The sequence below is a fragment of the Caulobacter sp. UNC279MFTsu5.1 genome (assembly GCF_900114015.1).
GTDB lineage: Bacteria > Pseudomonadota > Alphaproteobacteria > Caulobacterales > Caulobacteraceae > Caulobacter.
Genome location: NZ_FORN01000027.1, coordinates 50,639 through 73,021, shown reverse-complemented (window position 1 = coordinate 73,021; position 22,383 = coordinate 50,639). Strand labels below are relative to the sequence as shown.

Below are 22,383 nucleotides of genomic sequence, written 5' to 3'. Positions count from 1 at the left end.
GTCCCCATCGCGGGGGAGGGCTCTTGGTACCGGCCCAAGCAGGCGATGGAGATGGAACCGAGCGGGGCCGCCTGGGCCTGGCGATCGGCTCCTGGCGGGCGGCGGGGCTCAGAAGGTCCCAAGGTTCGGCGGGAACGGTGGCGGGACAGGCGGGTCGACGGGGCCGGGAGGTTCAAACCGGCCTGTTCCAGGATCTGTCGGAGTCGCCGACGGCCCCTTCCGGGCGACTTTGATCCTGCCCGTCCGAGGGGAAACGTCGACCGGGATGAAACAAGCCCTCAGTCGACGTCCCTTGAGAAAAACGGTTTCGCGGAGCGGTCAGTCCAAGCCGAAACGCACACACAAATACTCACGGTCATCCGGGCCTGGCCCGGCCGCTCCGCGCCTCCCCATCCCCTCGTCGCGAAAAGCCCGAGGTCGAAGAACCGCGCCTGCAAACGGGGCGCGCCCATGGGCTGGTCCCGTTTGCAATCGGATCGGCGAGAAGAAACGGGATTGAGCGCTGATATTCCAAGCCTAAGGTGTGGTTAACAACCGCCGCTCGCACGGACGGGCGGCGCTCCGGGAGAACGCCATGAACGCCTTTGTCCCCATCGCCGCTTCGCAGACGCCCGACTACGCCGGCCTGACGGTCACTCCCGCCGGCCCCGTACTCGGGGCCGAGATCTCGGGCGTCGACCTGCGCCAGCCGCTGGCGCCGGAGATCGTGGCGGCCATCCGGACGGCGCTGCTGCGGCACAAGGTGGTGTTCTTTCGCGACCAGGACATCAGCCATGAGGATCATGTCCGTTTCGGCCGCTATTTCGGGGATTTGGAGGGGCATCCTGTCACCGCCCACGTGCCGGGCTTTCCGGAGATCCTGCACATCGAGGCCGCCGACGGCATGAAGCTGCGCGAGGAGATCGTGCCGATCGTCCGCGCCGCCAACAAATGGCACACCGACGTCACCTTCCGGCCCGCGCCGTCGATGGGCGGGGTGCTGCGGGCCCGCCATCTGCCGCCCCTGGGCGGCGACACTCTGTTCGCCGACACCGCCGCCATCTATCGCGACCTGCCCGACAAGCTTAAGGACCAACTGGCGACCCTGACCGCCGAGCACGACATCCTGCAGAGCTACGGCTACCGGGTCGACGAGGCCAAGCGCCAGGAGCTGCGCGCCGCCTATCCGGTCCAGGTCCATCCGGTGATCCGCACCCATCCGGAGACCGGCGACAAGCACCTGTTCGTCAACAAGGTCTTCACGACGCGGATCCTGGGCCTGCCCGAGGACGAGGCGGCCAGGCTGTTGGCGGACCTGCTGGACCGGGTGAAGACGCCCGAATACCAGGTCCGCTTCCGCTGGACGCCCAACGCCATCGTCTTCTGGGACAACCGCGCCACCCAGCACTACGCCATCCTCGACTACTGGCCGCAGGAGCGCGTCGTCGAGCGGGTGACCATCCAGGGGGAGGTCCCGTTCTGATCCATTATCCGCTCATCCCGGCGAACGTCGGGATGAGCGGATTGAATTAAGTCCGCGAATTTTTTGTCGAAACCCGTCGCTCCATCAGCAGCAGGCTGAGCATCACCAGGAAGGCGAAGACCAGCAGGGCTCCGGCCAGCTGGTGGGCCTTGTCCCATTCCAGGGCCTCGACCAGGCGATAGATCTCGATCGACAGCACCTCGGTCTGGCCCGGAATGCCGCCGCCCAGCATCATCACCACGCCGAACTCGCCGACCGTGTGGGCGAAGACCAGCAGGGCGGCGACGGCGTAGCCCGGCAGGGCCAGCGGCAGGGCCACCCGGACGAACGCGGCCCAGGGCGAGGCGCCCAGGGTGGCGGCGGCCTCCAGCGGCTCGTCGCCCACGGCGATGAAGGCGTTGCGCAGCGGCTGGACGGCGAACGGCAGCGAATAGATCAGCGAGCCGATCACCAGGCCCTGGAAGGTGAAGGCCAGGGTCCGCACCCCGAACGGGTGCAGCAAGGCGATCAGCGGGCTTTGCGGGCCCAAGGCGATCAGCAGATAGAAGCCCAGGGCGGTCGGAGGCAGCACGATCGGCAGGGCCACCAGGGCGCCGACCGGCGTCTTCCAGCGCGACCGGCCCCGCGCCAGCCACCAGGCCAGGGGCGTGGCCAGGACCAGCAGCAGGATCGTGGTGATCCCGGCCAGCCTGGCCGTCAGCCATGCGATCTCGAGCATCGTCAGGAGCCCTCGAGCTTGATCGGCGACGGACGGTTCGGCATGGCTTTGGTTCTGGCCCTTTGGTCTCTGGGCGTGCTCGGTTATGTAGTGGAGTTACATAACGAGCTTTTCGGCCCAGGTCACGTTCGGCCCGCGTTTCGGCCGAAGTTCCGGCATGAGGTTTCGATGTCCACCGACGGCGATCTGAGCGCCTCCCTGATCCTGCGTCGCGGCGGCCTGGCCCGCGTGGGCCTGGAGCGCATCGCCCTGATCGAGGCGATCGACGGCCTGGGCTCGATCAGCGCCGCCGCCCGGCGGCTGGGGCTCAGCTACAAGGGCGCCTGGGACGGGGTCCAGGCGCTGAACAACCTGTTCGACGCACCCCTGGTGGCGACCAACGCCGGGGGCAAGTCCGGCGGCGCGGCGGTCGTCACGCCGCGCGGCCTGGCGGTCATCCGGGCCTTCCGCGAGGTCGAGCGCGAGATCGCCGCGGCCCTGTCGCGACTGGAGGCGGGCCTGGCGGGGCCGGATCCGGGTCCGGACCTGGGCGAGCTGTTCTGGAGCCTGGGCCTGCGCACCAGCGCCCGCAACGCCCTGCGCGGGACCGTCGCGACGATAGAAGACGGCGAGGTGACCGCCAGGGTCGTGATCGACCTGGGCGGTGGCGTGGAGATCGTCTCGATCATCACCCGTCGCAGCCGCGAGGAGCTGGGCCTGGAGGTCGGCAAGCCGGCCATCGCCCTGATCAAGTCCAGCTTTGTCGTCCTGGACGGCCTGGGGGCCGACGACGGCCCGCCCGAAGACGGGGCCAACCACCTGGCCGGGACCGTGGTCGACCGCGAGGACGGCCACAAGGTCAGCGAGGTCGCCCTGAGCCTGTCGGCCGGCAAGACCCTGGTCGCGACCGTGCCGGCGTCCGCCCCGCCGCCGGCCGTCGGCGAGCGCGCCCTGGCGACCGTCGCGCCGTCCAACGTCATCCTCGCCGTCGAATAGGGCCGTCGCCGTCGTTAGTGAACCGTCGGCCGGTCGGGCGTCGGCGGGTTTGGATCGGCGGCCTGCTCTTCGCGCAGGCGGGCGGGCAGGGGATAGCCGTCGACCCGCAGGGCCGCGTTCAGGGCGCGGGCCAGCACCATGGTCGGCTGGGAATCGACGAGCAACGGCTCGAGCAGAGCCTCGCCCGCCGCCGTGGCGGTTCCCGCCAGTCCGCAGGAGACCATCAGCCGCTGCTCGTCGGTCGAGATGCCGCCGCAGGCCGGGCATTCCACCTGGATCGGCCGGCGCAGGCTGGCCTCCACCGACTGCATCCAGGCCACGAACAGCCCGCCGGTCCGATTGGACGCGCGAAAGGCCAGGGCCTGGGCGACGAGGCGGCTGGGAGGCTCGCCCGCCGACCTCAGCGCCGCCCACTGGCGCATGGCGCCGAGAAGCAGCCTTTCCCCGACGGTGGGGCCGGTGGTCCAGCGGAGCGCTATGGAATCGGGGGTCATGGCGGCCTCGGCGGAGCGGCGTCGCGTTCGTGTTGCGACCGGTTCTCAATATCTAGCCTTGAGGCTTGTTGCGAGTCAATCGCAACAACTCGTCGTCCAGCGCGCTGGACCGGGGCGCGCCAGCGGCCTAGGTTCGGGTTTCGCCGCAACCCGTTCGTCCGCCTTGAGTCTTTGGAGCCCGCGCTGTCCGCCAACCCTCGATCGATCACGCCGATGACCCGGCTGTACGGCGAGAAGCGGGCCAATCTGGTGCGCGTCTTCGCCGCCAGGCTGCGCTCGGTCAGCGAGGCCGAGGACCTGATCCAGGACCTGTACCTGAAGGTGCAGGCGCTGGGCGAGGTCGAGGTCGAGGGCGACGGCTCGGCCCTGCTGTTTCGCATGGCCAACAACCTGATGCTCGACCGCCTGCGTAGTCAGTCCCGCGCCGGCGCGCGCGACGAGGGATGGCGCAGCCTGCAGGGCATGGTGCTGGGCGACCAGCAGGTGGCCGACGTTCCGTCGGCCGAGGAGGTCGTGGCCGGCCGCCAACGGCTGGGCGTGATGATGGCGGCGCTGGAGACCCTGCCGCCCCAGGTCGCCCGCGCCTTCACGCTTCACAAGCTGGACGGCCTGAGCCAGGCTGAGACCGCGGTCGCCATGGGGGTCAGCCGCAGCTCGGTCGAAAAGCATGTGAGCGCGGCGCTGAAGGCGCTGATGGCCAAGCTGACATGAGGGCGACCATGGTTTCCGGCACGGGTTTTGGAGGTTCCGCCGCCTTGGTGACGTCTTATCCTTGCGAGGACGCGACTTGGCGTCAGGACGGAGCGAAATGACGCGCGCCCAAACGGACATCGACGCCGGGATCGCCGACGCCGCGATCGATTGGCTGGTCCGCCTGCAGGGCGAGACGGTCACCGAGCGCGACTGGCTGGATTTCGACGCCTGGCTGACGGCGTCGCCCGCCCATGCCCAGGCCTATGACGCCGTGCTCGCCTTCGACGGTCGCCTGGACCTCGACGCGCGCCGGGCCAAGGCCGAGCCGGCCGGCGCGCCCTTGACCGCCGCTCAGGGCGGCAAGGTCGTCCCGCTGCGGCCGGCGCGGCGCGCCTGGATCTGGTCGGCGGGCGCGGCGATCGCCGCCGCCTTCGTCGCCGGGGCGGTCCTCCTGCCGGCCAGCGGCCTGCTGGGCGCGCACGAGACGACCTATGTGACCGGCGTCGGCGAGCGCAGGACCGTCGCCCTGGAGGACGGCTCCCGGATCGAGATGAACGCCGCCTCGCGGATGACCGTGCGGTTCGAGCGCCACGCGCGCCGCGTCCACATGGGCGACGCCCAGGCCTTCTTCGACGTGGCCAAGGATTCCTCGCGGCCGTTCCTGGTCTCGGCGGGCGACACCCAGGTGCGGGTGGTCGGCACGCGGTTCGACGTCCGGCATCGCGACGGGCAGGTGGCGGTCAACGTCCAGCGCGGCCTGGTGGAGGTGCGTCCCAACCTGCCCCGCGACGCCGCGCCGTTCCGGCTGCGGCCTGGCCAGGGGCTTTCTCACCGCAAGGGCCAGAGGGCCGACGCGCGGGTCTCGACGGTGGCCGTCGAAGAGATCGGGGGGTGGCGCCAGGGCCGGCTGATCTATCGCGATCAGCCGCTGTCCCAGATCGCCGGCGACATGAACAGGCTTTTCCCGCGTCCGGTGAAGCTGGGCGACGCCGAGGCCGCCAATATGCGACTTTCCGGCGTGTTGATCGTCGATGACCAGGATGCGATGGTCGACCGACTGTCGCACCTGCTTCCGGTACGAACGACGACGACCGACGACGCCATCGTGATCCGGGCGCGCTAGGGGTCTTGCTGGCGGGACCGGAATCGTTCGAAGCGCGAAGCTTGAGCTCTAGGGGGATAGAGCTGGAGCCCGATGATTTCGGACACGGAATCCCAACTTCGCGGTCGGCCTGACGGTCCGGGGCGTCCTGGCGCGACCGCCGTCGCCTGCCTGCGCAAATCCGGTCCTCTCTTCGCCCTGACGCTGGCGTCAGGCCTGGCCCTGGCCGGCAAGGCCGGGGCGACCCCGGCGCGGTTCAGCTTCAACATCCCCGCCAAGTCCCGTTCCGAGGCCCTGATCGATCTTGGCGTCCAGGCGCGGGTGACCGTGGGCGGAGTCTCGTCGTGCCCGGGGCGCAGCAACGCCGTCGCCGGAGTCCTGACCCTGCGCCAGGCGCTCCAGGCGGTGACGGTCGGAGCGCCCTGTCGGTTCGAGATCCTCGACAACGCCACGGTCAGCATCCGGCCGGCGCGACATGCCGGACCCGTGGCGCGGGCCGGGGCGGCGCTTGCCGTGGCCCCGACGCCGGTGATCGCGGCTCCGGCCATCGACAGCGTCATCGTCACCGCCACCAAGCGTCCTACCCGCCTGGGCGCGGCGGCCGGCGGGCTCAGCGTGATCAGCGCTCCGCGGCTGCGCGACGCCGGTGCGATCGACACCACCAGCATCTCCCAGCAGACCGCCGGCTTCATCACCACCAACCTGGGCGCGGCGCGCAACAAGATCATGCTGCGCGGCCTGTCGGACGGCACCTTCACCGGCCGCACCCAGCAGACCGTCGGCACCTATCTCGACAACATCCCGCTGACCTACAACGCCCCCGACCCGGACCTGCGGTTGATCGACGTCGACCGGGTGGAGATCCTGCGCGGGCCGCAAGGCGCGCTCTATGGCGGCGGATCGCTCAGCGGGGTCTATCGGGTCGTTTCCATCAAGCCGGTGCTGGACCAACGGTCTGGATCGGTCCTGGCGGGCGGTGCCGTCACCGAGTCCGGCTCGCCCAGCACCCGCTTCGAGGGCGTGGCTAACCTGCCGGTCGTCGCCGACCGCGCCGCCCTGCGCGTGGCGGCTTATAGCGATGCGGACGGCGGCTATGTCGATGACGTCAATCTGCGTCTCTCGAACGTCGATCGCACCACCCGCACCGGCGGTCGCGCCGCCCTGATGGTGGCGGTGTATCCGGAATGGTCGATCCTGGTGTCCGGCGCGCGCCAGGATCTGCACGCCACCGACAGCCAGTACACCACCCCCAGCCTGGGCGGCCAGAAGCGCGCCAACCAGGTGCGCGAGACCCATGACAACGTCCTGCAGCAGGGCGCGCTGACCATCACGGGGGCGGGAGACTGGGGGCGGTTCGTGTCGTCGACCGGCTATGTGCGCCACCGCTTCGCCAGTCGGTTCGACGCCACCGCGGCGTTGAACGGCGTGGGCGCTACGGCGGTCGACGTCGGCCTGTTCGACGAGGCCAGCAAGGTGCGGCTGCTGGTCGAGGACGCGGTGTTGTCGTCGCCGGACACCGACCGCTTCCGCTGGCTGTTCGGGCTCTACGGCCTGGCCAGTCTCGAGGACAGCGACGGCGAGTTGCGGGCGCGCACGCTCACCGATCCCTCGCGCCTGATCTATCTGGAAGCCCGTCGTGATCGGCGGCGTGAGCTGGCCCTCTATGGCGAGACCGCCTACGACCTGGGCGGCGGCTGGACCGCCAGCCTGGGTGCGCGCGCCTTCCGCAGCGGGGTGCGCACCGTCTCGACGGTCGAGGCGCCGGCGCCGGGCCAGTCACGCGCCATGAGCCGCCAGGCGCGCTTTACGGGCGTCTCGCCGAAATTCTCGCTTCAGAGGGCCTGGAGCGGCGGGCTGGTCTACCTACTGACGTCGGAAGGCTATCGCTCGGGCGGGTTCAATTCGGGCGGCCTGGTCGCGCCATCGACGCTGCGCGGCTCGTTCAAGCCCGATCATCTGCGCAACTACGAGGTCGGCGCCAGCCTCCGGCCCGGCGGCGGGCGGGTCATCCTGCGCACCGCCCTGTTCCACGACGTGTGGACCGACATCCAGACCGACCAGTATCTGAGCTCGGGCCTGTCCTACACCGCCAATGTCGGCGACGGCCGCAACACCGGCCTAGAGGTCGAGGCGACTGTGTTGGCCGCCCCTGGCCTGACGGTGGACGCCAACGCACTGTTCAATCGCCCACGCCTGAGCAAGGTGAATCCCAACTTCGCGTCGGCGGCCCAGAGCGAGCTGCCCGGCGTGCCGGACGTCTCGGCCGGCCTGATGGTGCGGTACGAGCGGAGCCTGGCCGCCGCGCGCCGCCTGGTGCTGACCAACGAGCTGGAATATGTCGGTCGATCGCGCCTGACCTTCGATCGTCGGCTTTCGCCGTCGATGGGCGGCTATGTCACGGGCCGCCTGTCGGCCGAGCTGGCGACGCGGGATTGGAGCTGGACCCTGGCCGTCACCAATCCCGCTAACGCCTCGAGCGATACCTTCGCCTATGGCAATCCGTTCAGTTTCGGCCAGGTGCGCCAGGTCACGCCATTGCGTCCCCGCACCTGGAGCCTGGCGTTTTCGCGCGCCTTTTAGGGGTGATCGGAGCGCTTTCTCGCGCGCGAACGTGAAGAAAGTTCTGAGGTTCCCTGCGTTTGGCGACGTTTACTTCCTGACGGGGCCAATGCGAAAGGCGGCCCCAAGTCGGGGAACTCATATGCCTGTCCTGTCGGGGCTTGTCTGCGTCCACAACGAAGAGGCGCGCCTGGCCGAGTGCCTGACGCGCCTGGAGTTCTGCGACGAGATCGTCGTGGTCGCCGATCGCTGCACGGATCGCAGCGAAGCCATCGCCCGCAAGATGGGCGCGCGGGTCGTCTCGGGCATCTTCCCTGTCGAGGGTCTGCGCAAGGAAGCCGGCGTCGCCGCCTGCCGCGGCGAATGGATCGTCGAACTGGACGCCGACGAGGCGGTGACCCCGGCCCTGGCCCGGGAAATCCGCGAGACGATCGCCCGGACCGACGCCGGCGACTGGTATCAGGTGCCCGTCGACAACTTCATAGGCGCGCAGCTGGTGCGCCACGGCTGGGGCGGCTCGTTCGGCGCCTCGTCGGTGGCCCGGTTGTTCCGCAAGGGCGTCAAGAGCTGGAAGAGCGAGCGGGTTCATCCGGGCACCACCTTCGCCGGCGTCTATGGCGGCCGGTTGACCCACGCCATCCTGCACAAGGTCGACGACGACATCGCCGACATGGTCCAGCGCCTCAACCGCTACACCGCCCTGCGCGGCCAAGACCTGGCCGACAGCGGCAAGATCAAGAGCTTGTGGGACGACCTGTTCCGCGGCGTGCGCCGGTTCTACAAGTGCTATGTCTCACGCAAGGGCTACAAGGAGGGCGACATGGGCTTCCTGATCGCCCTCATGGCCGGCCTCTATCCCGTGCTCTCGAATCTCAAGGCGCGCGAGATCCGCGCGCTGAACGGCCAGAGCGTCCAGGCGGCGCGCTCGGGCGCGGTGATCGGCCTGGATCTCGAAGACGCCCGGCTGGGTCATTCGGCCTAGGCCTTGGTGATGTCGCTTCATCGTCTGCTGATCGCCGCCGTGATCGGGCCGGAGCTGGCCCGCTGGAAGGCCGCCGGCCATGCGCCGGCGTTCTGGTGGCGGGACGACGACGCGCGCCGGCCGACGCCGGCCCTAGATCGCCTGCTGGCCCTGTCGGCCCGCTTCGATGCGTCGATCACAGTGGCCGCTGTGCCGGACGGCGACATCGCGGCCCTGGTCAAGGCCTGCCGCGCGGCTCCTGAAATCGAGCTCGCGATTCACGGCTTCCGCCACGAGAACCGCGCACCGCCCGGCCGCCCGTCCGGCGAGGTCAACGACCTGGACCGCCTGGCCGACGTGATGTCGGACCTGGGCGCGGCGATCGAGGTGTTCCGCCGCGCCGGGGTGACGCCGCGCCTGTTCGTGCCGCCCTGGAACAACGCCCATCCGACCCTGAAGCGGGCGCTGGGCCTGCAGGGCCTGGACCTGTCCTGCTACGGCGAGATGCGGAACGGAGCCGAGCCCGGCCGCCTGGACGCCCACCTGGACGTCATGCGCTGGAAACCCCAGGCGCGCTTCCGGGGGGCGGTCCGGTTCCTGCTGCGCGCCCGCCGCCTGCTGGCCGAACGCCGGGCGAAGGGGGCCTGGGACCAGCCGCTGGGCCTGCTGACGCACCACCTGGACCACGACGAGCCGGCCTGGCGCTTCCTCGAGGCGTTCCTGCCCGTCGCCAAACCCGTCGCCCGCGCGCGCCTCGACAAACCGGCGACTGGGAACCCGGGCCACCGGGGCGTCCTGAAGGCGGGGTAGGCGCTCAGGGCGCCAGGCGTTGAAACGACCGGGCGTGCGCGACCAGGGGAAGGCCAGGCGCCAGGTCGACCGACACGGCCGTGACGATGAACACGGTATGGGTCCCGGCGTCGATCCGCTGATCGATCGCGCACGCGGTCGTCGAGAGCCCGCCGCGATAGCTCGGCGGCGCGTCGGATGTCAGCCGCCAGCGCCGGGGATCGAAGCGCTCGTGGCTGAGGCTCGAGGTCGAAAAACGCCGGGCTTCGGCCTCGTCGTGCTCGGCCAGGACCGCCACGCCGCAGCGCTCGGCCCGGACCAGGACGTCGTGGCTGGACGCCTCCTTGCGGACGCAGAACAGGAACCGCGGCGGATCGACCGACAGGCCGGTGATCGAGCTGACCAGCAGGCCGCGCGGGGCGGACCCGTCCCAGCACGAGATGATCGCCACCCCGCTGGCCAGCCGCGCCAGGGCTTCCTTGAACGCCTGGGGTGCGACCGGCGGAACGGCGGGTGCGGCGTGGACGAGGTAGGGCGGCTCCGCGCCGGACGAGGCGTCGCCGAACGGCGCGGCGGCCGGCCAGGCGGCGTCGCCCAGCCAGCGCGGATCGATGTCGAGCGGCGCCATGACCGCTAGCCCGCCACGGCCGCCGGACGGGCGTCGCGCTGGGCGACCAGCTCGCGCACCAGCGGGATCAGGTCGCGGCCATAGGCGATCGCGTCATCCAGCGGATCGAAGCCGCGGATCAGGAAGGTCGAGACACCCAGGTCGTAATAGTCCAGCAGGGCCTCGGCCACCTGCTGCGGCGTGCCGACTAGGCCGGTGGAGTTGCCCGCCGCGCCGGTGACGGCGGCGACGCCGGTCCACAAGCGCTTGTCCAGGCGCGCGCCCAGCTTGGCGGCGTCGAGCAGGCGTTGCGAGCCGGCGTTCGGCGGCGTATGCTCCGAGGTCGGCAGGCCGGCCTTCTCGCGCAGGGCCTTGGCCTTGGCGACGATGTCGTCGGCCTTGGCCCACGCCGCCTCCTCGGTCTCGGCGATCACCGGCCGCAGCGACAGAGAGAACTTCACCTGGCGGCCGTGCTTGGCCGCGGCGTGGCGCACCCGGGCGATGGTCTCGGCGACCTGGGCCTGGGTCTCGCCCCATAGGGCGAAGATGTCGGCGTGCTTGCCGGCTACGGGGATGGCCGCGTCGGACGAGCCGCCGAAATAGACCGGGATCTGCGGCTTCTGCAGCGGCTTCACCCCGCCGAACGCCTGGACGACGTTGTAGTAGTCGCCGCGATAGTCGAACGGCTTGTCGCTGGTCCACTCCTGGCGGACGATGTCCAGGTACTCGCTGGTGCGGGCGTAGCGCTGGTCCTTGGTCAGGTGGTCGCCGTCCTTGGCCAGTTCGTTGTCCGAGCCGCCGGTGATGATGTGCACGGCGATACGGCCGCCGGTGAACTGGTCCAGGGTCGCCAACTGGCGGGCCGCGACGGTGGGGGCGGTGAAGCCGGGGCGGTGGGCGATCATGAAGCCCAGTCGCTGGGTCACCGAGGCGGCATGAGCCACGACCAGCTGGCTTTCCGGCGAGGTCGAGCCGAAGGCGACCAGGGCGCGGTCGAAGCCGCCCTCGTCATGGGCGCGGGCGACGCGCTCGACATAGTCGCGGTCGATCACCGGGCCCTGGGCCGGGTGGATCTCGGACTGATGCTGGGTGCCGATATAGCCGATGAATTCGACAGGCATGGGAGGCTCCGATCTTGTGCGAGGGAGAATTTCGAGGATGAGCGGCGGCTAGAAAAGCGAGGCTTTCTCAAGGGTTTGATCAGGGCGCCTCATCAGGCGGCGACCTTGGGCGAGGCTTCCTTGCGCAGGGCGCGGCGGACGGACGGGCGGGCCAGGGCGCGGGCCGCCTTGGCGCTCCAGGCGGGATAGGCGGACGTGTCGATCTGGCGGCGTTCGGCCCAGCGCCAGATCACCAGGGCGTAGGCGTCGACGGCGCTGAAGTCGTCGCCCAGCAGCCAGGGGCCGGACCCCTGGGCCAGGCGCTCGATGTCGGTCAGGGTGCGGTGGAAGCGGGCCTCGCCGGGCGTGGCCAGGGCCGCCTTGACGCCGTCGTCGTCGGCGAAGCGCTCGGGTCGGGCGATCTGCGAGAAGGCCACATGCACGGTGCTGGCGAACCAGCTCATCACCTCGTAGGCGTGGGCCAGCTTCAGCGGGTCGGCCAGGGGCAGCAGTTCGCTGTGCGGATAGGCGTGGGCCAGGTAGGTCAGGATCGCCAACACCTCGGTGACCGGCTCGCCGTCCACCGCCAGGGTCGGGACCCGGCCGCGCGGATTGACCTTCAGATAGGCCGGCTGGCGCTGCTCGCCGGCCGCCAGGTCGACGGGGTGGACGTCATAGGCCACGCCCAGCTCCTCCAGGGCGATCAGCGGTGCGAAGGCCGAGGAGCCGGGAGCGAAATAGAGTTTCAGGGACATCGCTGGCCTCAGATCACGAAGAAGCCGTGCGAGCCGTCGCGGGCCAGCTGGTCGACCAGGCCGAACTCCCAGTCCAGATAGGCCTGCATAGCCTCGGCGGCGTTGTCCGTGCCCTCGTAGGGGCGCTTGTAGACGTCCTCCGGATCGGAGGCGGCGCGGACCAGGCCGGTGTCCAATCGGCGGCCGGTCTGCGTCCAGGCGTCCGTCCCGCCCTCCAGCACCCGCACCGGATGGTCGGATATCTCCTCGACCTCGGCCGCGGCCAGCCGGGCCAGGCGGCCGTCGGGCGAGGTCAGGACGATCGGCAGGCCCTCGGGGATGCGTTCGAAGGCCTCGGCTAGGCGGGCGCGGATCGCGAACCAGGCGCCGGGGACGTGGCCCTTGCGGTGGACGGGGCTAGGGGCGAGGTCCAGCACCACCACCGCGCCATCGCCCAGGGCCACGGCCAGGTCGTCGGGGCTGATCGTCTCGACGGTGGGGATCGGCGGCGCGCTGGGCCGCCAGGCGCCGGTCTCCAACTCGCCGTCGAACCCGCCATCCAGCACATAAACGTCCCAGCCCAACTGGGCCAGCCACGAGGCGCTCATGTCGGCGCGTGGGCCCAGGTCGTCGGCCAGCACGATGCGGCCGCCGCGCACCGGGGCGAAGACGTCGGTCTCCTGCACCAGTTGGCCGCCGGGGGCCGAGCGGAAGCCGGGCAGGTGGCCGGCGGCGTATTCCTCGGGCGTGCGGACGTCGAAGCGGTAGAGGGTGCGCTTGCGGTCCTGGGCCAGGTCGGCCAAACCCTCGGCGTCGATCCGTCGGACGCCGGCGCGGTAGGCCACGTCACGCGCCTTGGTCCGGGCTTCGTCGAGGGTCTGGTCGGAGACCGCCGGAAAGCGGCGGCCCTGGCCATGCTCCAGCGTCTGCTGGGCCAGGGTCCAGCCGATGGTGCCGTTGCGCAGGGCGAAGACCGGGTTGGGCACACCGGCGTTCAGCAGCGACTGGGCGCCGATCAGGCTGCGGGTGCGGCCGGCGCAGTTGACGATAATCGTAGTCGCCGGGTTCGGGGCCAGCTCGCGGGCCCGCAGCACCAGTTCGGCGCCCGGGGTGCTGATCCCCCCCGGGATGCTCATCACCGCGTATTCCTCAAACCGACGGGCGTCGAGGATCACCTGGTCGGCGCCCAGGTCGATCAGGGCCTGCACCTCCTGGGCGGGCAGGGACGGGGTGTGGCGCCGCGCCTCGACCAGTTCGCCGAACGCCTTGCTGTAGGAATTGACGTCCTGGAACAGCTCGTAGCCGGCGTCCTTCCAAGCCTGGAGGCCGCCGGCCAGGGCGCGGACCTGCGTGTAGCCCAGGGCGGCCAGCCGCTTGCCGGCCGGCGAGACCAGGCCCTCGCCGTTGTCGTACAGCACGATCTTGGCGTCCTTGCGCGGGACCCGGTCCAGGATCTCCAGTTCCAGCCGACTGAGCGGCAGCTGCGAGGCGAACAGCGGGTGGGCGCGGGCGAACGGATCCTCCTCGCGCAGGTCCAGCAGGGCGATTTCGCGGCGGGCGATCCAGTCCTGGCGGACTTCGCGCGGGGTGACGGCGGGCAGGGTCATGGGGCGACCTCGGTGAGGACCTTCGAGCGGTCCCATAGGTTGGGCAGGGTGGTGTTGGCGTAGCCGGAGACGAACCGTTTCGGCCGTCCGGCGGCGTCGTAGGTCGAGCGCCGCACGGCGCCGATGTTGGCGCCGTAGACGTGGATGCTGATCGAGACGCGGTCGTCGAAGGCGTTGGTCACCTGGTGCACGTCGCCGACCGTGGGCGAGACCGCCTCGACCTCGCCGCGCTCCAGCTGGTGGACCGGCCCGACGGCGGCGAAGGCGTCGCCGCGCCGGGCGAAGCGCTGCGACAGCTCGGCCCCGCGCAGCACGCCGACCAGGCCCCAGACGGTGTGGTCGTGGATCGGCGTCGCCTGGCCGGGGCCCCACACGAAGCTAACCACGCTGAACCGCTCGCGGCTGTCGCAATGCAGCAGGTATTGCTGATAGCGGGTGGGATCGGGCTTGGCGTAGGCGTCGGGCAGCCAGTCGTCGCGGGCGATCAGCCCGGCCAGCAGCCGCCCGCCCTCGGCGAGGATCAGGTCCTCGTCGCGGGTCCGGTCGACGAGCACGCCCAGGGCGCCGACGAAGTCGGCCAGCCTGTGCAGTCGGGGAGCGGGGCGGAGCGCGCTCATCGGATCACAGCGCGTATTTCAGCGTGACCAGCCAGGTCCGCGGGTCGGGGAAGTTCTGGTAGTAGACGCCGGTGGCCGGCGTGTAGGTGACGCTGACCGGCTTGTCGGAATCCAGCAGGTTGCGGCCCGACAGCACCACGCTCCAGCGCGGATCCGGCGTTTGCCAGGTGAGCACGCCGTTGAGGAAGGTCTGGGCGGGCGCTTCGTCCTGCGGGCGCTGCAGGGCGTTGAAATAGGTCCTGGTCTGGTATTGGGCGTTCAGGCCGACGCGAACTGCGCCGGGGACTTCGATGGGCAGGTCATAGGTCACGCCGCCCGACAGGCTCCAGCGCGGCGAGTTCAGCAGCCGGTGGCCGTCGGCGTTCACCCCGATCCCGCCGGCGTTCCTGTACTTGTCGTAGACCGCGAACAGGTAGCCGGCCGAGGCCTGGAGGCTGAGGCGCTCGGTGGCGCGGATGTCGGTCTCCAGCTCCACCCCGTAGGTGTGGGCCTTGCCGGCGTTGGCGCGGACCGAATTGCCCGGATAGGCTGGGTCGCTGTAGCTGACCTGCAGGTCCTTGTAGTCGTTGTAGAACACCGCCAGGTTCACCCGGGCGCGGTGGTCGAACAGCTCGGTCTTCAGGCCCGTCTCATAGGCGTTGACGTTCTCGGGCGCGAACGGCCGGGTCGCCAGGTCCAGCCGGGTGGCGCGGTTGTCGAAGCCGCCGGACTTGAAGCCCTTCGACCAGGTCACGTACTGCAGGACGTCGCCCGTCCACTGGAACTGGGCCGACAGCTTGGGCGTGACGGCCGAGAAGATCTTGTCGGCGTGGCCGGCGATCGACTGGCCCACCACCTGACCTTGCAGGTTCAGGACCTTGTTGTCGAAGGTGAAGTCCTTCTCCTCGTTGGTCCAGCGCAGACCGCCGGTGACGCTGAGGCGGTCGCTGAGCGCATAGGTCGCCTCGCCGAACACGGCATAGGCGTCGGTGTTGGTGATGTTGTGGGCGCGGGCGAAGCCGTAGTTGCCGGGAGTGACCACGGGATCGGTCGGCAGGGCGTTCCTGCGGCTGTAGCCGTCGCGCTGCACGAAGAACCGCTCATGCAGGTAGAACAGGCCGCTGGTGAAGGTCAGCTTGCCGTAGTCGCCGTTCAGCTGGAGTTCCTGGGTGACGTACTGGTCGTTGTAGTGGATCAAGTTCTTCTGGATCAGCGCCGCCTCGCCGTCGTTGTCATAGGCGACGGGGTTGAGGTTGAAGCCGCCGTACGAGGTCACGGACTTCAGTTTCAGATGGTCGTTCAGCAGGTATTGCACGCGCAGGGCGCCGCTGACCTGGTCCAGGTCCTGGACCGGTTCGACCTCGGAATAGGAGCGGTCGGTACGGTGCTCGCCGTTCGGCTGGCGGACAGGCACGTAGCTGCGGGTGTCGCTGCGGTCCCTCAGGGCGTTCAGCGTCAGCAGCACGTCCCAGCGATCGGTCGGCGTCCAGCGCAGCTTGGCGCGATAGGCGTTCAGGTCGATGCGGTTGACGTCGTGGTTCAGGGTCGGGTCGAAGGTGACGCCGTCGCGGCCGTGGTGGATGTAGGACAGGCTGCCGGCCAGCTTGCCCTCGACCAGCGGCCCCTCGACCAAGCCGCGCGCGTCGACCGCGCCGTAACTTCCCAATCCCACTTCCGCCTTGGCCCGGAAGGCGTCGCCGGGATCGCGGGTGATGATCCGCAGCGCGCCGGCGCTGGAGTTGCGGCCGTACAGCGTGCCTTGCGGGCCGCGCAGGACCTCCACCCGCTCCAGATCGTTGAACTCGACCATCGAGCCGATCTGGCGCGGGATGTAGACGTCATCGACATAGACGGCCAGCACCGGCTCCTGGATCGGGTCGGCCTCGCCCACGCCGCGCAGGGCGTAGGTCTGGGTTGTGTGGCTGATCGTGACGCGGCTGATGCTGAGATTAGGGACCTGGCCCGACAGGTCGCGGATGCTGTCGATCTTGCGGTCGGCCAGCAGCTGCTGGCTGAAGGCCGAGATGGCGATGGCGGTCTTCTGCAGGTCCGTGGCGCGGCGTTCGGCGGTCACCACCACCTGTTCGACGGCCGGCGCGGCGTTGGCGTCCACTTCGGCGGCGGCGGGAGCCGCGGCCTGGGCGGCGCCGGCCAGCGCCAAGGCGGATGTTCCGGAAATCCAGTAGAGAAAAGCAAAGCGGCGCAACGTCATTATCCCCGTTCTTGTTATCGAGGATAAAGATCGAATATTGATGTCGCCTCAATCCATATAAAATCTATAGACTTACAGATCATCTCATATCGCGAACGCGAATATGTTGATTGAGTATTTCTAATCATCGGGAAGGGCGCTGTTCAGGCGGTCGTCCCACAGTGGGCGCACCTCGACCTTGCCGGGGATCAGGCCCGTGGCCGCGAAGGCGTCGGCGACCTTCTGCTGCGAGGCGATCGCGGCATCGCTGATCCGGATCAGCCGGGTCGGGCCGCTGCGCTCCTGGAACTCCCGCAGATAGAGCTCGGCCGGAACGCCCGTGGCCGCGCTCCGGACCTTGGCCCAGCGCGCGCCATCGGCGTTCACCCACTCGGCCACCTTGGCGTAGCGGCCCAGATAGTCGCCCAGGGCCTGGCGCTTGAGATCGTCGTCCAGCGCCTCGCGGGCGGCGGCGACCAGGTAGTTGCCCGACAGGACGCCCTTGGCGGTGCGCAGCACCCGGGCGCCGGCCTGGCGGGCTTGCTGGACGACGACGCCATAGATGATCCACGCGTCGACCGCGCCGCTGGAGAAGGCCGCCAGCCCGTCTTGCGGCGACAGGGCCACGGGCTTGATGTCGGCCCAGGTCAGGCCGGCCTCGTCGAGCAGGCGCAGCAGGATGTAATGCGAGGTGGTGGCCTTCACATAGCCGATGCGCCGCCCCTTCAGGTCGGCGAAGGCCTGGGCCTTGCTGTCCTTGGGCACCAGCACGACCTGGTTGTTCACGTCGCCCTGCAGCACCGCGACGATGCGGACCTGGTTGCCGGGCGCGCCGGCCACGAAGATCGGCGGGATCTCGCTCATGCCGCCAACATCCAGCGCCCCGGCGTTGATCGCCTCGGTGATCAGGTTGCCGCCGACGAATTCCGACTTGGCCAGCTTGTAGGGCGTGTCGGCGACGCCAGCCGCCTGGAAGAAGGTTTCCAGGTTGCCCCGATAGGTGGCGGCTCTCAGGGTCAGGTCCTCGAGCGAGGCGGGCTTGGCGGCCTTGCCGGGCGAGCAGGCGGCGAGCGCCGAGAGGCCGGCGACCGACAGGCCGCCGGCGAGGAGGTGGCGACGGGACAGGATCATCAGTCGAACAGGTCCGGCTCTTCTTCGGTGACCACGTCCCAGTAGGGCTGGAAGGCCCAGAGGCCGCCGGCCTCGCTGCCCACCTGGCCGGCGGTGTGCCTGGCCACTTCGGGCGGCATCGGCTTGGTCGGGCCGGCGGCCTCGGCCAGCAGCTGGGTCTGGCAGGCGTTCTCCAGGGCCAGGTAGCGCCATACGGCGGCCTCGACCGATTGGCCGACGGTCAGGATGCCGTGGTTCTGCAGGATCACCGCCTTCTTGGGGCCCAGGGCCCTGGCGATCTTCTCGCCCTCGCTGGTGTCCAGCACCACGCCGGAGAATTCCTCGAACAGGGCGTGGTCGTCGTAGAAGGCGGCGGAGTCCTGGGTCAGGGGATCCAGCAGCCGGCCCTGGGTCGACCAGGCCTTGCCGTACAGCGAGTGCGAATGGGCGGCGGCGACCACGTCGGGCCGGGCCTCGTGCAGCTGGGAATGGATGGCGAAGGCGGCGCGGTTCAGCCGGGCCGGGGCCTTGGCCGGCGGCTGGACGATCTGGCCCGCATGGCTGACCAGCATGAGATCGGAGACCTTGATCCGCGAGAAGTGCACGCCGAACGGATTGACCCAGAAGTGGTCGGTCAGTTCCGGATCGCGGGCGGTGATATGGCCGGCCCCGCCCATGTCGAAGCCGTAGCGGCCGAACAGGCGGTACGACGCCGCCAGCCGCTGCTTGCGATAGAGCCGCTCCTGCGCGTGGGTGGGCTGGCGCGGCAGCTCGCGCGAGCCGAACTCCGGCAGCACGGTCTCGATCTTGGCCGGGGGGGGGGCTTGGGTCTGGAAAGCCCGGGCGGGGCTGATGGCGGTCATGACGGTGTCCTTCAGTAGCCGCGCGACAGGTCGACGACGTCGGCCAGGGGCGCGCCGGACCGGAAGCGGGCGAGGTTCTCGGCGAAGCGGGTCGCCAGGTTGATGCGGGTGTCGGGGGTGTGGACCGAAGTATGCGGCGACAGCCGGACCTTCGGGTGGCTGTAGAACGGGTGGCCCTCGGTCAGCGGCTCGGGATGGGTGACGTCGAGGCTGGCGCGGGCCACGCGGCCGTCGTCCAGCGCTTCCAGAAGCGCCTGGTCGTCGATCAGGGCCCCGCGGGCGATGTTGATCAGGTGCAGGCCGGGCTTGGCGGCGGCCAGCACCTCGCGGCCGATCAGGCGCTGGGTTTCGGGAGTGGCGGGCGCGGCCAGCACCACATGGTCGCTGCGGGCGAACAGGGTCGCAAGGTCGGCCACGCGTTCGACGCCCGGGGTCGGGATCGGCTTGTCGGAGCGGCGGGTGGCGACGACGTTCAGCCCCAGGGCCTGGGCGCGCGGGGCCAGGGCCTCGCCGATGGCTCCGAAGCCGACCAGGCCCAGGGTCGTGCCGGCGATCAGCTTCAGCGGCTGCGGCGCCCAGCGCTCGGCCTTGTCGATCCAGATGTCGGGCAGGCGCTTGGCCTCGGCCAGGATCGCCGCCAGGGCGAATTCGGCCAGGGCGACGGCCGAAGAGCCGCGCGCCGAGGTCACCACCGGGCCGTCGAACAGCCAGTCGGGATAGAAGTCGATCCCGACCGAGACCAGTTGCACCCACCGGACGTCATAGGGCCAGCCCTTGGGCGGTTCGGGCGGCAGCACGCCGCCGGCCTTGCGGAACGGGGCGGCGACCAAGACCTTGGCCTCGGCGGGCAAGGGCGCGGCCAGGCCCGGCGGCACGGCCACGATCTCGGCGTCGCCGACATGCTGGGCGAAGACGCTATTGAACAGCTCGGGCAGCTGGCTGGCGACGACCAGGCGGCTCATTGGGCGGCCTCGCCCATCTTGCCTTCATGGGCTGCGAACGCCGCCTTGCCGGCGCTGGTCAGCACCACGTCGGACTGCGGGGTGTGGACCCGGCCGCACAGCACGTCGCGGTGATGGCGCTCCAGGGGGTTGTGGCGGGTCAGGCCGGGATTGCCGGTCAGCTTCAGGGCCTTCTCGACCACCGTAATGGCGTTCTCGGTGACCAGGTGCTTGACCAGGCTGGATTCGACCCCGTCGACCTCGCCGCGCGCCGCCGTGTCGAGCAGGACGCGATTGGCCAGCAGCAGGCCGTCGATGTCGCCGACCGCCTCCTGGAAGCGGGGCAGGATGGACAGGGCCGCGCCCAGATTGGCCGGCTTGCGGCTGGCCAGGAAGTCGACCAGCCAGTCGCGCGCGGCCCGGGCCACCGCGTCGTAGATCGCCGACGTCAGCACGGCCGACCAGGCCGCGAAGCTGGCCGGATAGGGCGGCGGGGCGCCGACCGGCTGCGGGTCCAGGGCGTGGTCCAGCGGGACCAGCACGTCCTCGAAGACCACGTCGTGGCTGGCGCTGGCCCGCAGGCCGAGATGGTCCCAGGTCTCCTCGATCGTGATCCCGGGGGTGTCGGCGCGCACCAGCCAGCCGCCGACCAGGGGTTCGGGGTCGTCGGAGCGGGCCCAGACCACGAACCAGGTCAGGGCGGTCGAGCCGGTGGAGTAGATCTTGCGGCCGCTGATCCGCCAGCCCTCGGGCGTGCGGCGGGCGACGGTGGCGGGCAGGCCGCCGCGCGCGGGGGTGCCGAGATCGGGTTCGACCCGCAGGGCGTTGATCAGGGCGCCGTGGCTGATCGCCTCGCCGATCACCCGCTGCTTGAGGTGTTCGGGCCAGCCGGAGCGGCCCTCGACCGAGGCGTGGAACAGGTACTGCATGACCAGCACCAGGGCGGTGGCCGGCTCGCCCCGGGCGACGGCGGAGACCACTTTCAGGGTGGTGGGCAGGTCGGCTTCCAGTCCGCCCAGGCGACGCGGCGCGGTCAGGGCCAATAGTCGGGCCTCGCGCAGGGCCTCGAAATTGGCGCTCGGAAAGCTGGCCTCGCGGTCGTGGACGGCGGCCGTGGCGGCGAAGGCGGCGGTCAGGCCGGGCAGGATCGCGTCGAGGTCGGGCAGGGCGGCCGGGGCCTCGGCCACGCGCAGGGCGGCGGCGCGGCTCACAGCACGACCTCGCCGGTGGGGAAGGCGACCAGGGCCGAATGGGAGGCGGGGGCTGGAGCAGATTGCGGAACGGGAGCCTCGACGCCCAGATGCGCCAGCAACCGGCGGCGAACGGCGTGGAAACGGGCGTCGGGGACGCGCGGGCGCTCCAGGACGATCCGCTCCTCGACGGCGATCTTGCCCTTGTCCAGCACCAGCACCCGGTCGGCCAGGGCGATGGCCTCGTCGACGTCGTGGGTGACCAGCAGCACCGCGGGTCTGTGCTCGCGCCACAGCGACAGCACCAGATCGTGCATCCTCAGCCGGGTCAGGGCGTCCAGGGCCGCGAACGGCTCGTCCAGCAGCAGCAGGGCCGGCTCGCGGACCAGGGCGCGGGCCAGGGCCGTGCGCTGGGCCTCGCCGCCGGAGAGGGTGGCGGGCCACGCGTCGAGGCGATGGCCCAGGCCCACCTCCTTCAGCGCCGCCTCGGCGCGGGCCCGGACGTCATTGTCCTTCAGGCCCAGCGCGACGTTGCGCCAGACCTTCTTCCACGGCAGCAGGCGGGCGTCCTGGAACACGACGGCGCGGGCGTCCGGCGTGGTCACGTTCTGGCCATGGACCGGATCGAGGCCCGCCAGGGTGCGCAGCAGGGTGGTCTTGCCCGAGCCGCTGGCCCCCAGCAGGGCGACGAACTCGCCGGGCGCGATGGTCAGGTCCAGGCCGTCGATGACCACGTTGTCGCCGAACCGGCGCGTGAAGCCCTTGAGCTGGACGGTCGGCGTTTCGGGCGTGACGGCGGCCGGTACGGCACGGATGCGGGGTTGGGCCATGGTCATTGCTCCACGAGGCTGGGGCGCCACGCCAGCGCCTTGCGCTCCAGCGTGCGGACGAGGGCGTCGGCGGCGAGGCCGAGCAGGGCGTAGACGAGCAGGCAGACGACGATGATGTCGGTGCGCATGAAGTCGCGGGCGTTGTTGATCAGGTGGCCCAGGCCCGCCTGGGCGTTGATCTGCTCGGCGATCACCAGCATCACCACGCTGATGCTCAGCGAATAGCGCAGGCCCACGAAGAACGAGGGCAGGGCGCCGGGCAGGATGACGTTGGCGATCAGGTCGCGGCCGGAGAGGCCGAAGCTGCGGGCCGCCTCGACCAGCCGCACGTCCACCCCGCGGATGCCGGCGAACAGGTTCAGGTACAGCGGGAAGACGGCGGCGGTGGCGATCAGGGCGATCTTCGGGACCTCGCCGATGCCGAACCAGACGATGAACAGCGGGGTCAGGGCCACGACCGGCAGGGTCCGCTTGATCTGCATCAGCGGGTCGACCAGGGTCTCGCCCCAGCGCGACAGGCCCGAGACCAGGCCCAGGGTGACGGCGATGGTCAGGGCAACCCCCAGGCCGGCGCCGGCCCGGCCCAGCGACACCAGGAGATTGGCCGGAAGCTCGCCCGAGACGGTCATCGCCCAGAAGGTTTCGGCCACTGTGGAAGGGGCGGCCAGCACCCGCGCCGGGATCAGGCCCAGCCGGGCTCCGGCCTCCCACAGCAGCAGCAGGACGGTTGGTGACAGCCACCGGGCGTTGGCTAAGCGCGGCCAACGCCATGGCAGTGCTTGAGAATTTCTAAGGGTGACCGCCAAAGACATGAGGGTGAGCCGTCCCGTGAACCGTTGCGGCGCGAACGCCTTTGCTCCA

21 protein-coding genes are annotated in these 22,383 nt (G+C 70.3%); 7 read left to right on the top strand and 14 right to left on the bottom strand.

From position 1 onward, the window contains the following. Window positions 1-574 precede the first annotated feature (574 nt). Window positions 575-1,462, top strand: coding sequence for a TauD/TfdA dioxygenase family protein (locus tag BM066_RS15740; RefSeq protein ID WP_089929478.1), 888 nt, complete (start codon window positions 575-577; stop codon window positions 1,460-1,462). Between the two features lie 46 nt (window positions 1,463-1,508). On the opposite strand, the gene modB is transcribed toward BM066_RS15740, so the two are convergent. Continuing rightward, the gene (gene modB / locus BM066_RS15735) at window positions 1,509-2,180 is read right to left on the bottom strand and encodes a molybdate ABC transporter permease subunit (RefSeq protein ID WP_089929477.1); all 672 of its coding nucleotides are present in this window, start codon (window positions 2,178-2,180) and stop codon (window positions 1,509-1,511) included. Between the two features lie 168 nt (window positions 2,181-2,348). Here modB and BM066_RS15730 point away from each other — a divergent pair, with 168 nt between their 5' ends. Next, a complete protein-coding gene (locus BM066_RS15730; RefSeq protein WP_089929468.1) occupies window positions 2,349-3,155 on the top strand; it encodes a TOBE domain-containing protein in 807 nt (268 codons plus the stop codon). 14 nt (window positions 3,156-3,169) lie between these two features. Here BM066_RS15730 and BM066_RS15725 read toward each other — a convergent pair whose 3' ends face one another. Beyond that, complete coding sequence (locus BM066_RS15725; RefSeq protein ID WP_089929466.1) at window positions 3,170-3,649, bottom strand: hypothetical protein; 480 nt, start codon at window positions 3,647-3,649, stop codon at window positions 3,170-3,172. Between the two features lie 213 nt (window positions 3,650-3,862). On the opposite strand from BM066_RS15725, the gene BM066_RS15720 reads away from it, so the two are divergent. From BM066_RS15720 to BM066_RS15700, 5 genes are all read left to right on the top strand, one after another. After that, window positions 3,863-4,360, top strand: a complete 498-nt coding sequence (locus BM066_RS15720; RefSeq protein ID WP_089929464.1) for an RNA polymerase sigma factor — start codon at window positions 3,863-3,865, stop codon at window positions 4,358-4,360. Window positions 4,361-4,457: 97 nt separating this feature from the next. Next, complete coding sequence (locus tag BM066_RS15715; RefSeq protein ID WP_089929462.1) at window positions 4,458-5,465, top strand: FecR family protein; 1,008 nt, start codon at window positions 4,458-4,460, stop codon at window positions 5,463-5,465. Between the two features lie 72 nt (window positions 5,466-5,537). Beyond that, entirely contained in the window at window positions 5,538-8,024 is a 2,487-nt protein-coding gene (locus BM066_RS15710; protein ID WP_089929460.1) for a TonB-dependent receptor, read from the top strand. A 121-nt stretch (window positions 8,025-8,145) separates the two neighbouring features. After that, window positions 8,146-8,985 (top strand): glycosyltransferase family 2 protein, encoded by an 840-nt coding sequence (locus tag BM066_RS15705; RefSeq protein WP_089929458.1) that lies wholly within the window; start codon window positions 8,146-8,148, stop codon window positions 8,983-8,985. Between the two features lie 9 nt (window positions 8,986-8,994). After that, window positions 8,995-9,774: a polysaccharide deacetylase family protein gene (locus BM066_RS15700; RefSeq protein ID WP_255367615.1), complete on the top strand. Its 780-nt coding sequence runs from the start codon at window positions 8,995-8,997 to the stop codon at window positions 9,772-9,774. Window positions 9,775-9,778: 4 nt separating this feature from the next. Here BM066_RS15700 and BM066_RS15695 read toward each other — a convergent pair whose 3' ends face one another. The 12 genes from BM066_RS15695 to BM066_RS15640 form a co-directional block, all read right to left on the bottom strand. After that, window positions 9,779-10,381 (bottom strand): flavin reductase family protein, encoded by a 603-nt coding sequence (locus BM066_RS15695; RefSeq protein ID WP_089929455.1) that lies wholly within the window; start codon window positions 10,379-10,381, stop codon window positions 9,779-9,781. 5 nt (window positions 10,382-10,386) lie between these two features. Then, the gene (locus BM066_RS15690; protein ID WP_089929454.1) at window positions 10,387-11,481 is read right to left on the bottom strand and encodes an LLM class flavin-dependent oxidoreductase; all 1,095 of its coding nucleotides are present in this window, start codon (window positions 11,479-11,481) and stop codon (window positions 10,387-10,389) included. 92 nt (window positions 11,482-11,573) lie between these two features. Next, window positions 11,574-12,215 (bottom strand): glutathione S-transferase family protein, encoded by a 642-nt coding sequence (locus BM066_RS15685; protein WP_089929452.1) that lies wholly within the window; start codon window positions 12,213-12,215, stop codon window positions 11,574-11,576. 8 nt (window positions 12,216-12,223) lie between these two features. Continuing rightward, window positions 12,224-13,801, bottom strand: coding sequence for a rhodanese-like domain-containing protein (locus tag BM066_RS15680; RefSeq protein ID WP_089929450.1), 1,578 nt, complete (start codon window positions 13,799-13,801; stop codon window positions 12,224-12,226). After that, entirely contained in the window at window positions 13,798-14,418 is a 621-nt protein-coding gene (locus BM066_RS15675; RefSeq protein WP_089929448.1) for a cysteine dioxygenase family protein, read from the bottom strand. Before BM066_RS15675 ends, BM066_RS15680 begins: the two co-directional genes overlap by 4 nt. A gap of 4 nt (window positions 14,419-14,422) precedes the next feature. Continuing rightward, window positions 14,423-16,558 carry a TonB-dependent receptor gene (locus BM066_RS15670; RefSeq protein ID WP_255367614.1) on the bottom strand — a complete coding sequence of 712 codons (2,136 nt, stop codon included), beginning with the start codon at window positions 16,556-16,558 and terminating at the stop codon, window positions 14,423-14,425. Window positions 16,559-16,729: 171 nt separating this feature from the next. Beyond that, window positions 16,730-17,719 (bottom strand): ABC transporter substrate-binding protein, encoded by a 990-nt coding sequence (locus tag BM066_RS15665; RefSeq protein ID WP_089929445.1) that lies wholly within the window; start codon window positions 17,717-17,719, stop codon window positions 16,730-16,732. Continuing rightward, window positions 17,719-18,561 (bottom strand): class II aldolase/adducin family protein, encoded by an 843-nt coding sequence (locus tag BM066_RS15660; RefSeq protein WP_089929443.1) that lies wholly within the window; start codon window positions 18,559-18,561, stop codon window positions 17,719-17,721. The genes BM066_RS15665 and BM066_RS15660 overlap by 1 nt, the downstream gene beginning before the upstream one ends. 11 nt (window positions 18,562-18,572) lie before the next feature. Continuing rightward, on the bottom strand, window positions 18,573-19,523 hold the full coding sequence (locus tag BM066_RS15655) for a D-isomer specific 2-hydroxyacid dehydrogenase family protein (RefSeq protein WP_089929441.1): 951 nt from the start codon (window positions 19,521-19,523) through the stop codon (window positions 18,573-18,575). Next, a complete protein-coding gene (locus BM066_RS15650; protein WP_089929439.1) occupies window positions 19,520-20,713 on the bottom strand; it encodes an acyl-CoA dehydrogenase family protein in 1,194 nt (397 codons plus the stop codon). Before BM066_RS15650 ends, BM066_RS15655 begins: the two co-directional genes overlap by 4 nt. Further along, window positions 20,710-21,528 carry an ABC transporter ATP-binding protein gene (locus BM066_RS15645; protein ID WP_089929437.1) on the bottom strand — a complete coding sequence of 273 codons (819 nt, stop codon included), beginning with the start codon at window positions 21,526-21,528 and terminating at the stop codon, window positions 20,710-20,712. The genes BM066_RS15650 and BM066_RS15645 overlap by 4 nt, the downstream gene beginning before the upstream one ends. Continuing rightward, window positions 21,525-22,334: an ABC transporter permease gene (locus tag BM066_RS15640; protein ID WP_089929435.1), complete on the bottom strand. Its 810-nt coding sequence runs from the start codon at window positions 22,332-22,334 to the stop codon at window positions 21,525-21,527. The genes BM066_RS15645 and BM066_RS15640 overlap by 4 nt, the downstream gene beginning before the upstream one ends. Window positions 22,335-22,383: the final 49 nt, after the last annotated feature.

What these genes read in the sequence shown, in the direction of transcription:
- BM066_RS15700 (WP_255367615.1), top strand. Translation starts at nt 8,995, where the DNA reads ATGTCGCTTCATCGTCTGCTGATCGCCGCCGTGATCGGGCCGGAGCTG.
- BM066_RS15725 (WP_089929466.1), bottom strand. Translation starts at nt 3,649, where the DNA reads ATGACCCCCGATTCCATAGCGCTCCGCTGGACCACCGGCCCCACCGTC.
- BM066_RS15715 (WP_089929462.1), top strand. Translation starts at nt 4,458, where the DNA reads ATGACGCGCGCCCAAACGGACATCGACGCCGGGATCGCCGACGCCGCG.
- BM066_RS15740 (WP_089929478.1), top strand. Translation starts at nt 575, where the DNA reads ATGAACGCCTTTGTCCCCATCGCCGCTTCGCAGACGCCCGACTACGCC.
- BM066_RS15730 (WP_089929468.1), top strand. Translation starts at nt 2,349, where the DNA reads ATGTCCACCGACGGCGATCTGAGCGCCTCCCTGATCCTGCGTCGCGGC.
- BM066_RS15695 (WP_089929455.1), bottom strand. Translation starts at nt 10,381, where the DNA reads ATGGCGCCGCTCGACATCGATCCGCGCTGGCTGGGCGACGCCGCCTGG.
- BM066_RS15675 (WP_089929448.1), bottom strand. Translation starts at nt 14,418, where the DNA reads ATGAGCGCGCTCCGCCCCGCTCCCCGACTGCACAGGCTGGCCGACTTC.
- BM066_RS15680 (WP_089929450.1), bottom strand. Translation starts at nt 13,801, where the DNA reads ATGACCCTGCCCGCCGTCACCCCGCGCGAAGTCCGCCAGGACTGGATC.
- BM066_RS15640 (WP_089929435.1), bottom strand. Translation starts at nt 22,334, where the DNA reads ATGTCTTTGGCGGTCACCCTTAGAAATTCTCAAGCACTGCCATGGCGT.
- BM066_RS15705 (WP_089929458.1), top strand. Translation starts at nt 8,146, where the DNA reads ATGCCTGTCCTGTCGGGGCTTGTCTGCGTCCACAACGAAGAGGCGCGC.
- BM066_RS15685 (WP_089929452.1), bottom strand. Translation starts at nt 12,215, where the DNA reads ATGTCCCTGAAACTCTATTTCGCTCCCGGCTCCTCGGCCTTCGCACCG.
- modB (WP_089929477.1), bottom strand. Translation starts at nt 2,180, where the DNA reads ATGCTCGAGATCGCATGGCTGACGGCCAGGCTGGCCGGGATCACCACG.
- BM066_RS15710 (WP_089929460.1), top strand. Translation starts at nt 5,538, where the DNA reads ATGATTTCGGACACGGAATCCCAACTTCGCGGTCGGCCTGACGGTCCG.
- BM066_RS15645 (WP_089929437.1), bottom strand. Translation starts at nt 21,528, where the DNA reads ATGACCATGGCCCAACCCCGCATCCGTGCCGTACCGGCCGCCGTCACG.
- BM066_RS15720 (WP_089929464.1), top strand. Translation starts at nt 3,863, where the DNA reads ATGACCCGGCTGTACGGCGAGAAGCGGGCCAATCTGGTGCGCGTCTTC.
- BM066_RS15655 (WP_089929441.1), bottom strand. Translation starts at nt 19,523, where the DNA reads ATGAGCCGCCTGGTCGTCGCCAGCCAGCTGCCCGAGCTGTTCAATAGC.
- BM066_RS15690 (WP_089929454.1), bottom strand. Translation starts at nt 11,481, where the DNA reads ATGCCTGTCGAATTCATCGGCTATATCGGCACCCAGCATCAGTCCGAG.
- BM066_RS15665 (WP_089929445.1), bottom strand. Translation starts at nt 17,719, where the DNA reads ATGATCCTGTCCCGTCGCCACCTCCTCGCCGGCGGCCTGTCGGTCGCC.
- BM066_RS15660 (WP_089929443.1), bottom strand. Translation starts at nt 18,561, where the DNA reads ATGACCGCCATCAGCCCCGCCCGGGCTTTCCAGACCCAAGCCCCCCCC.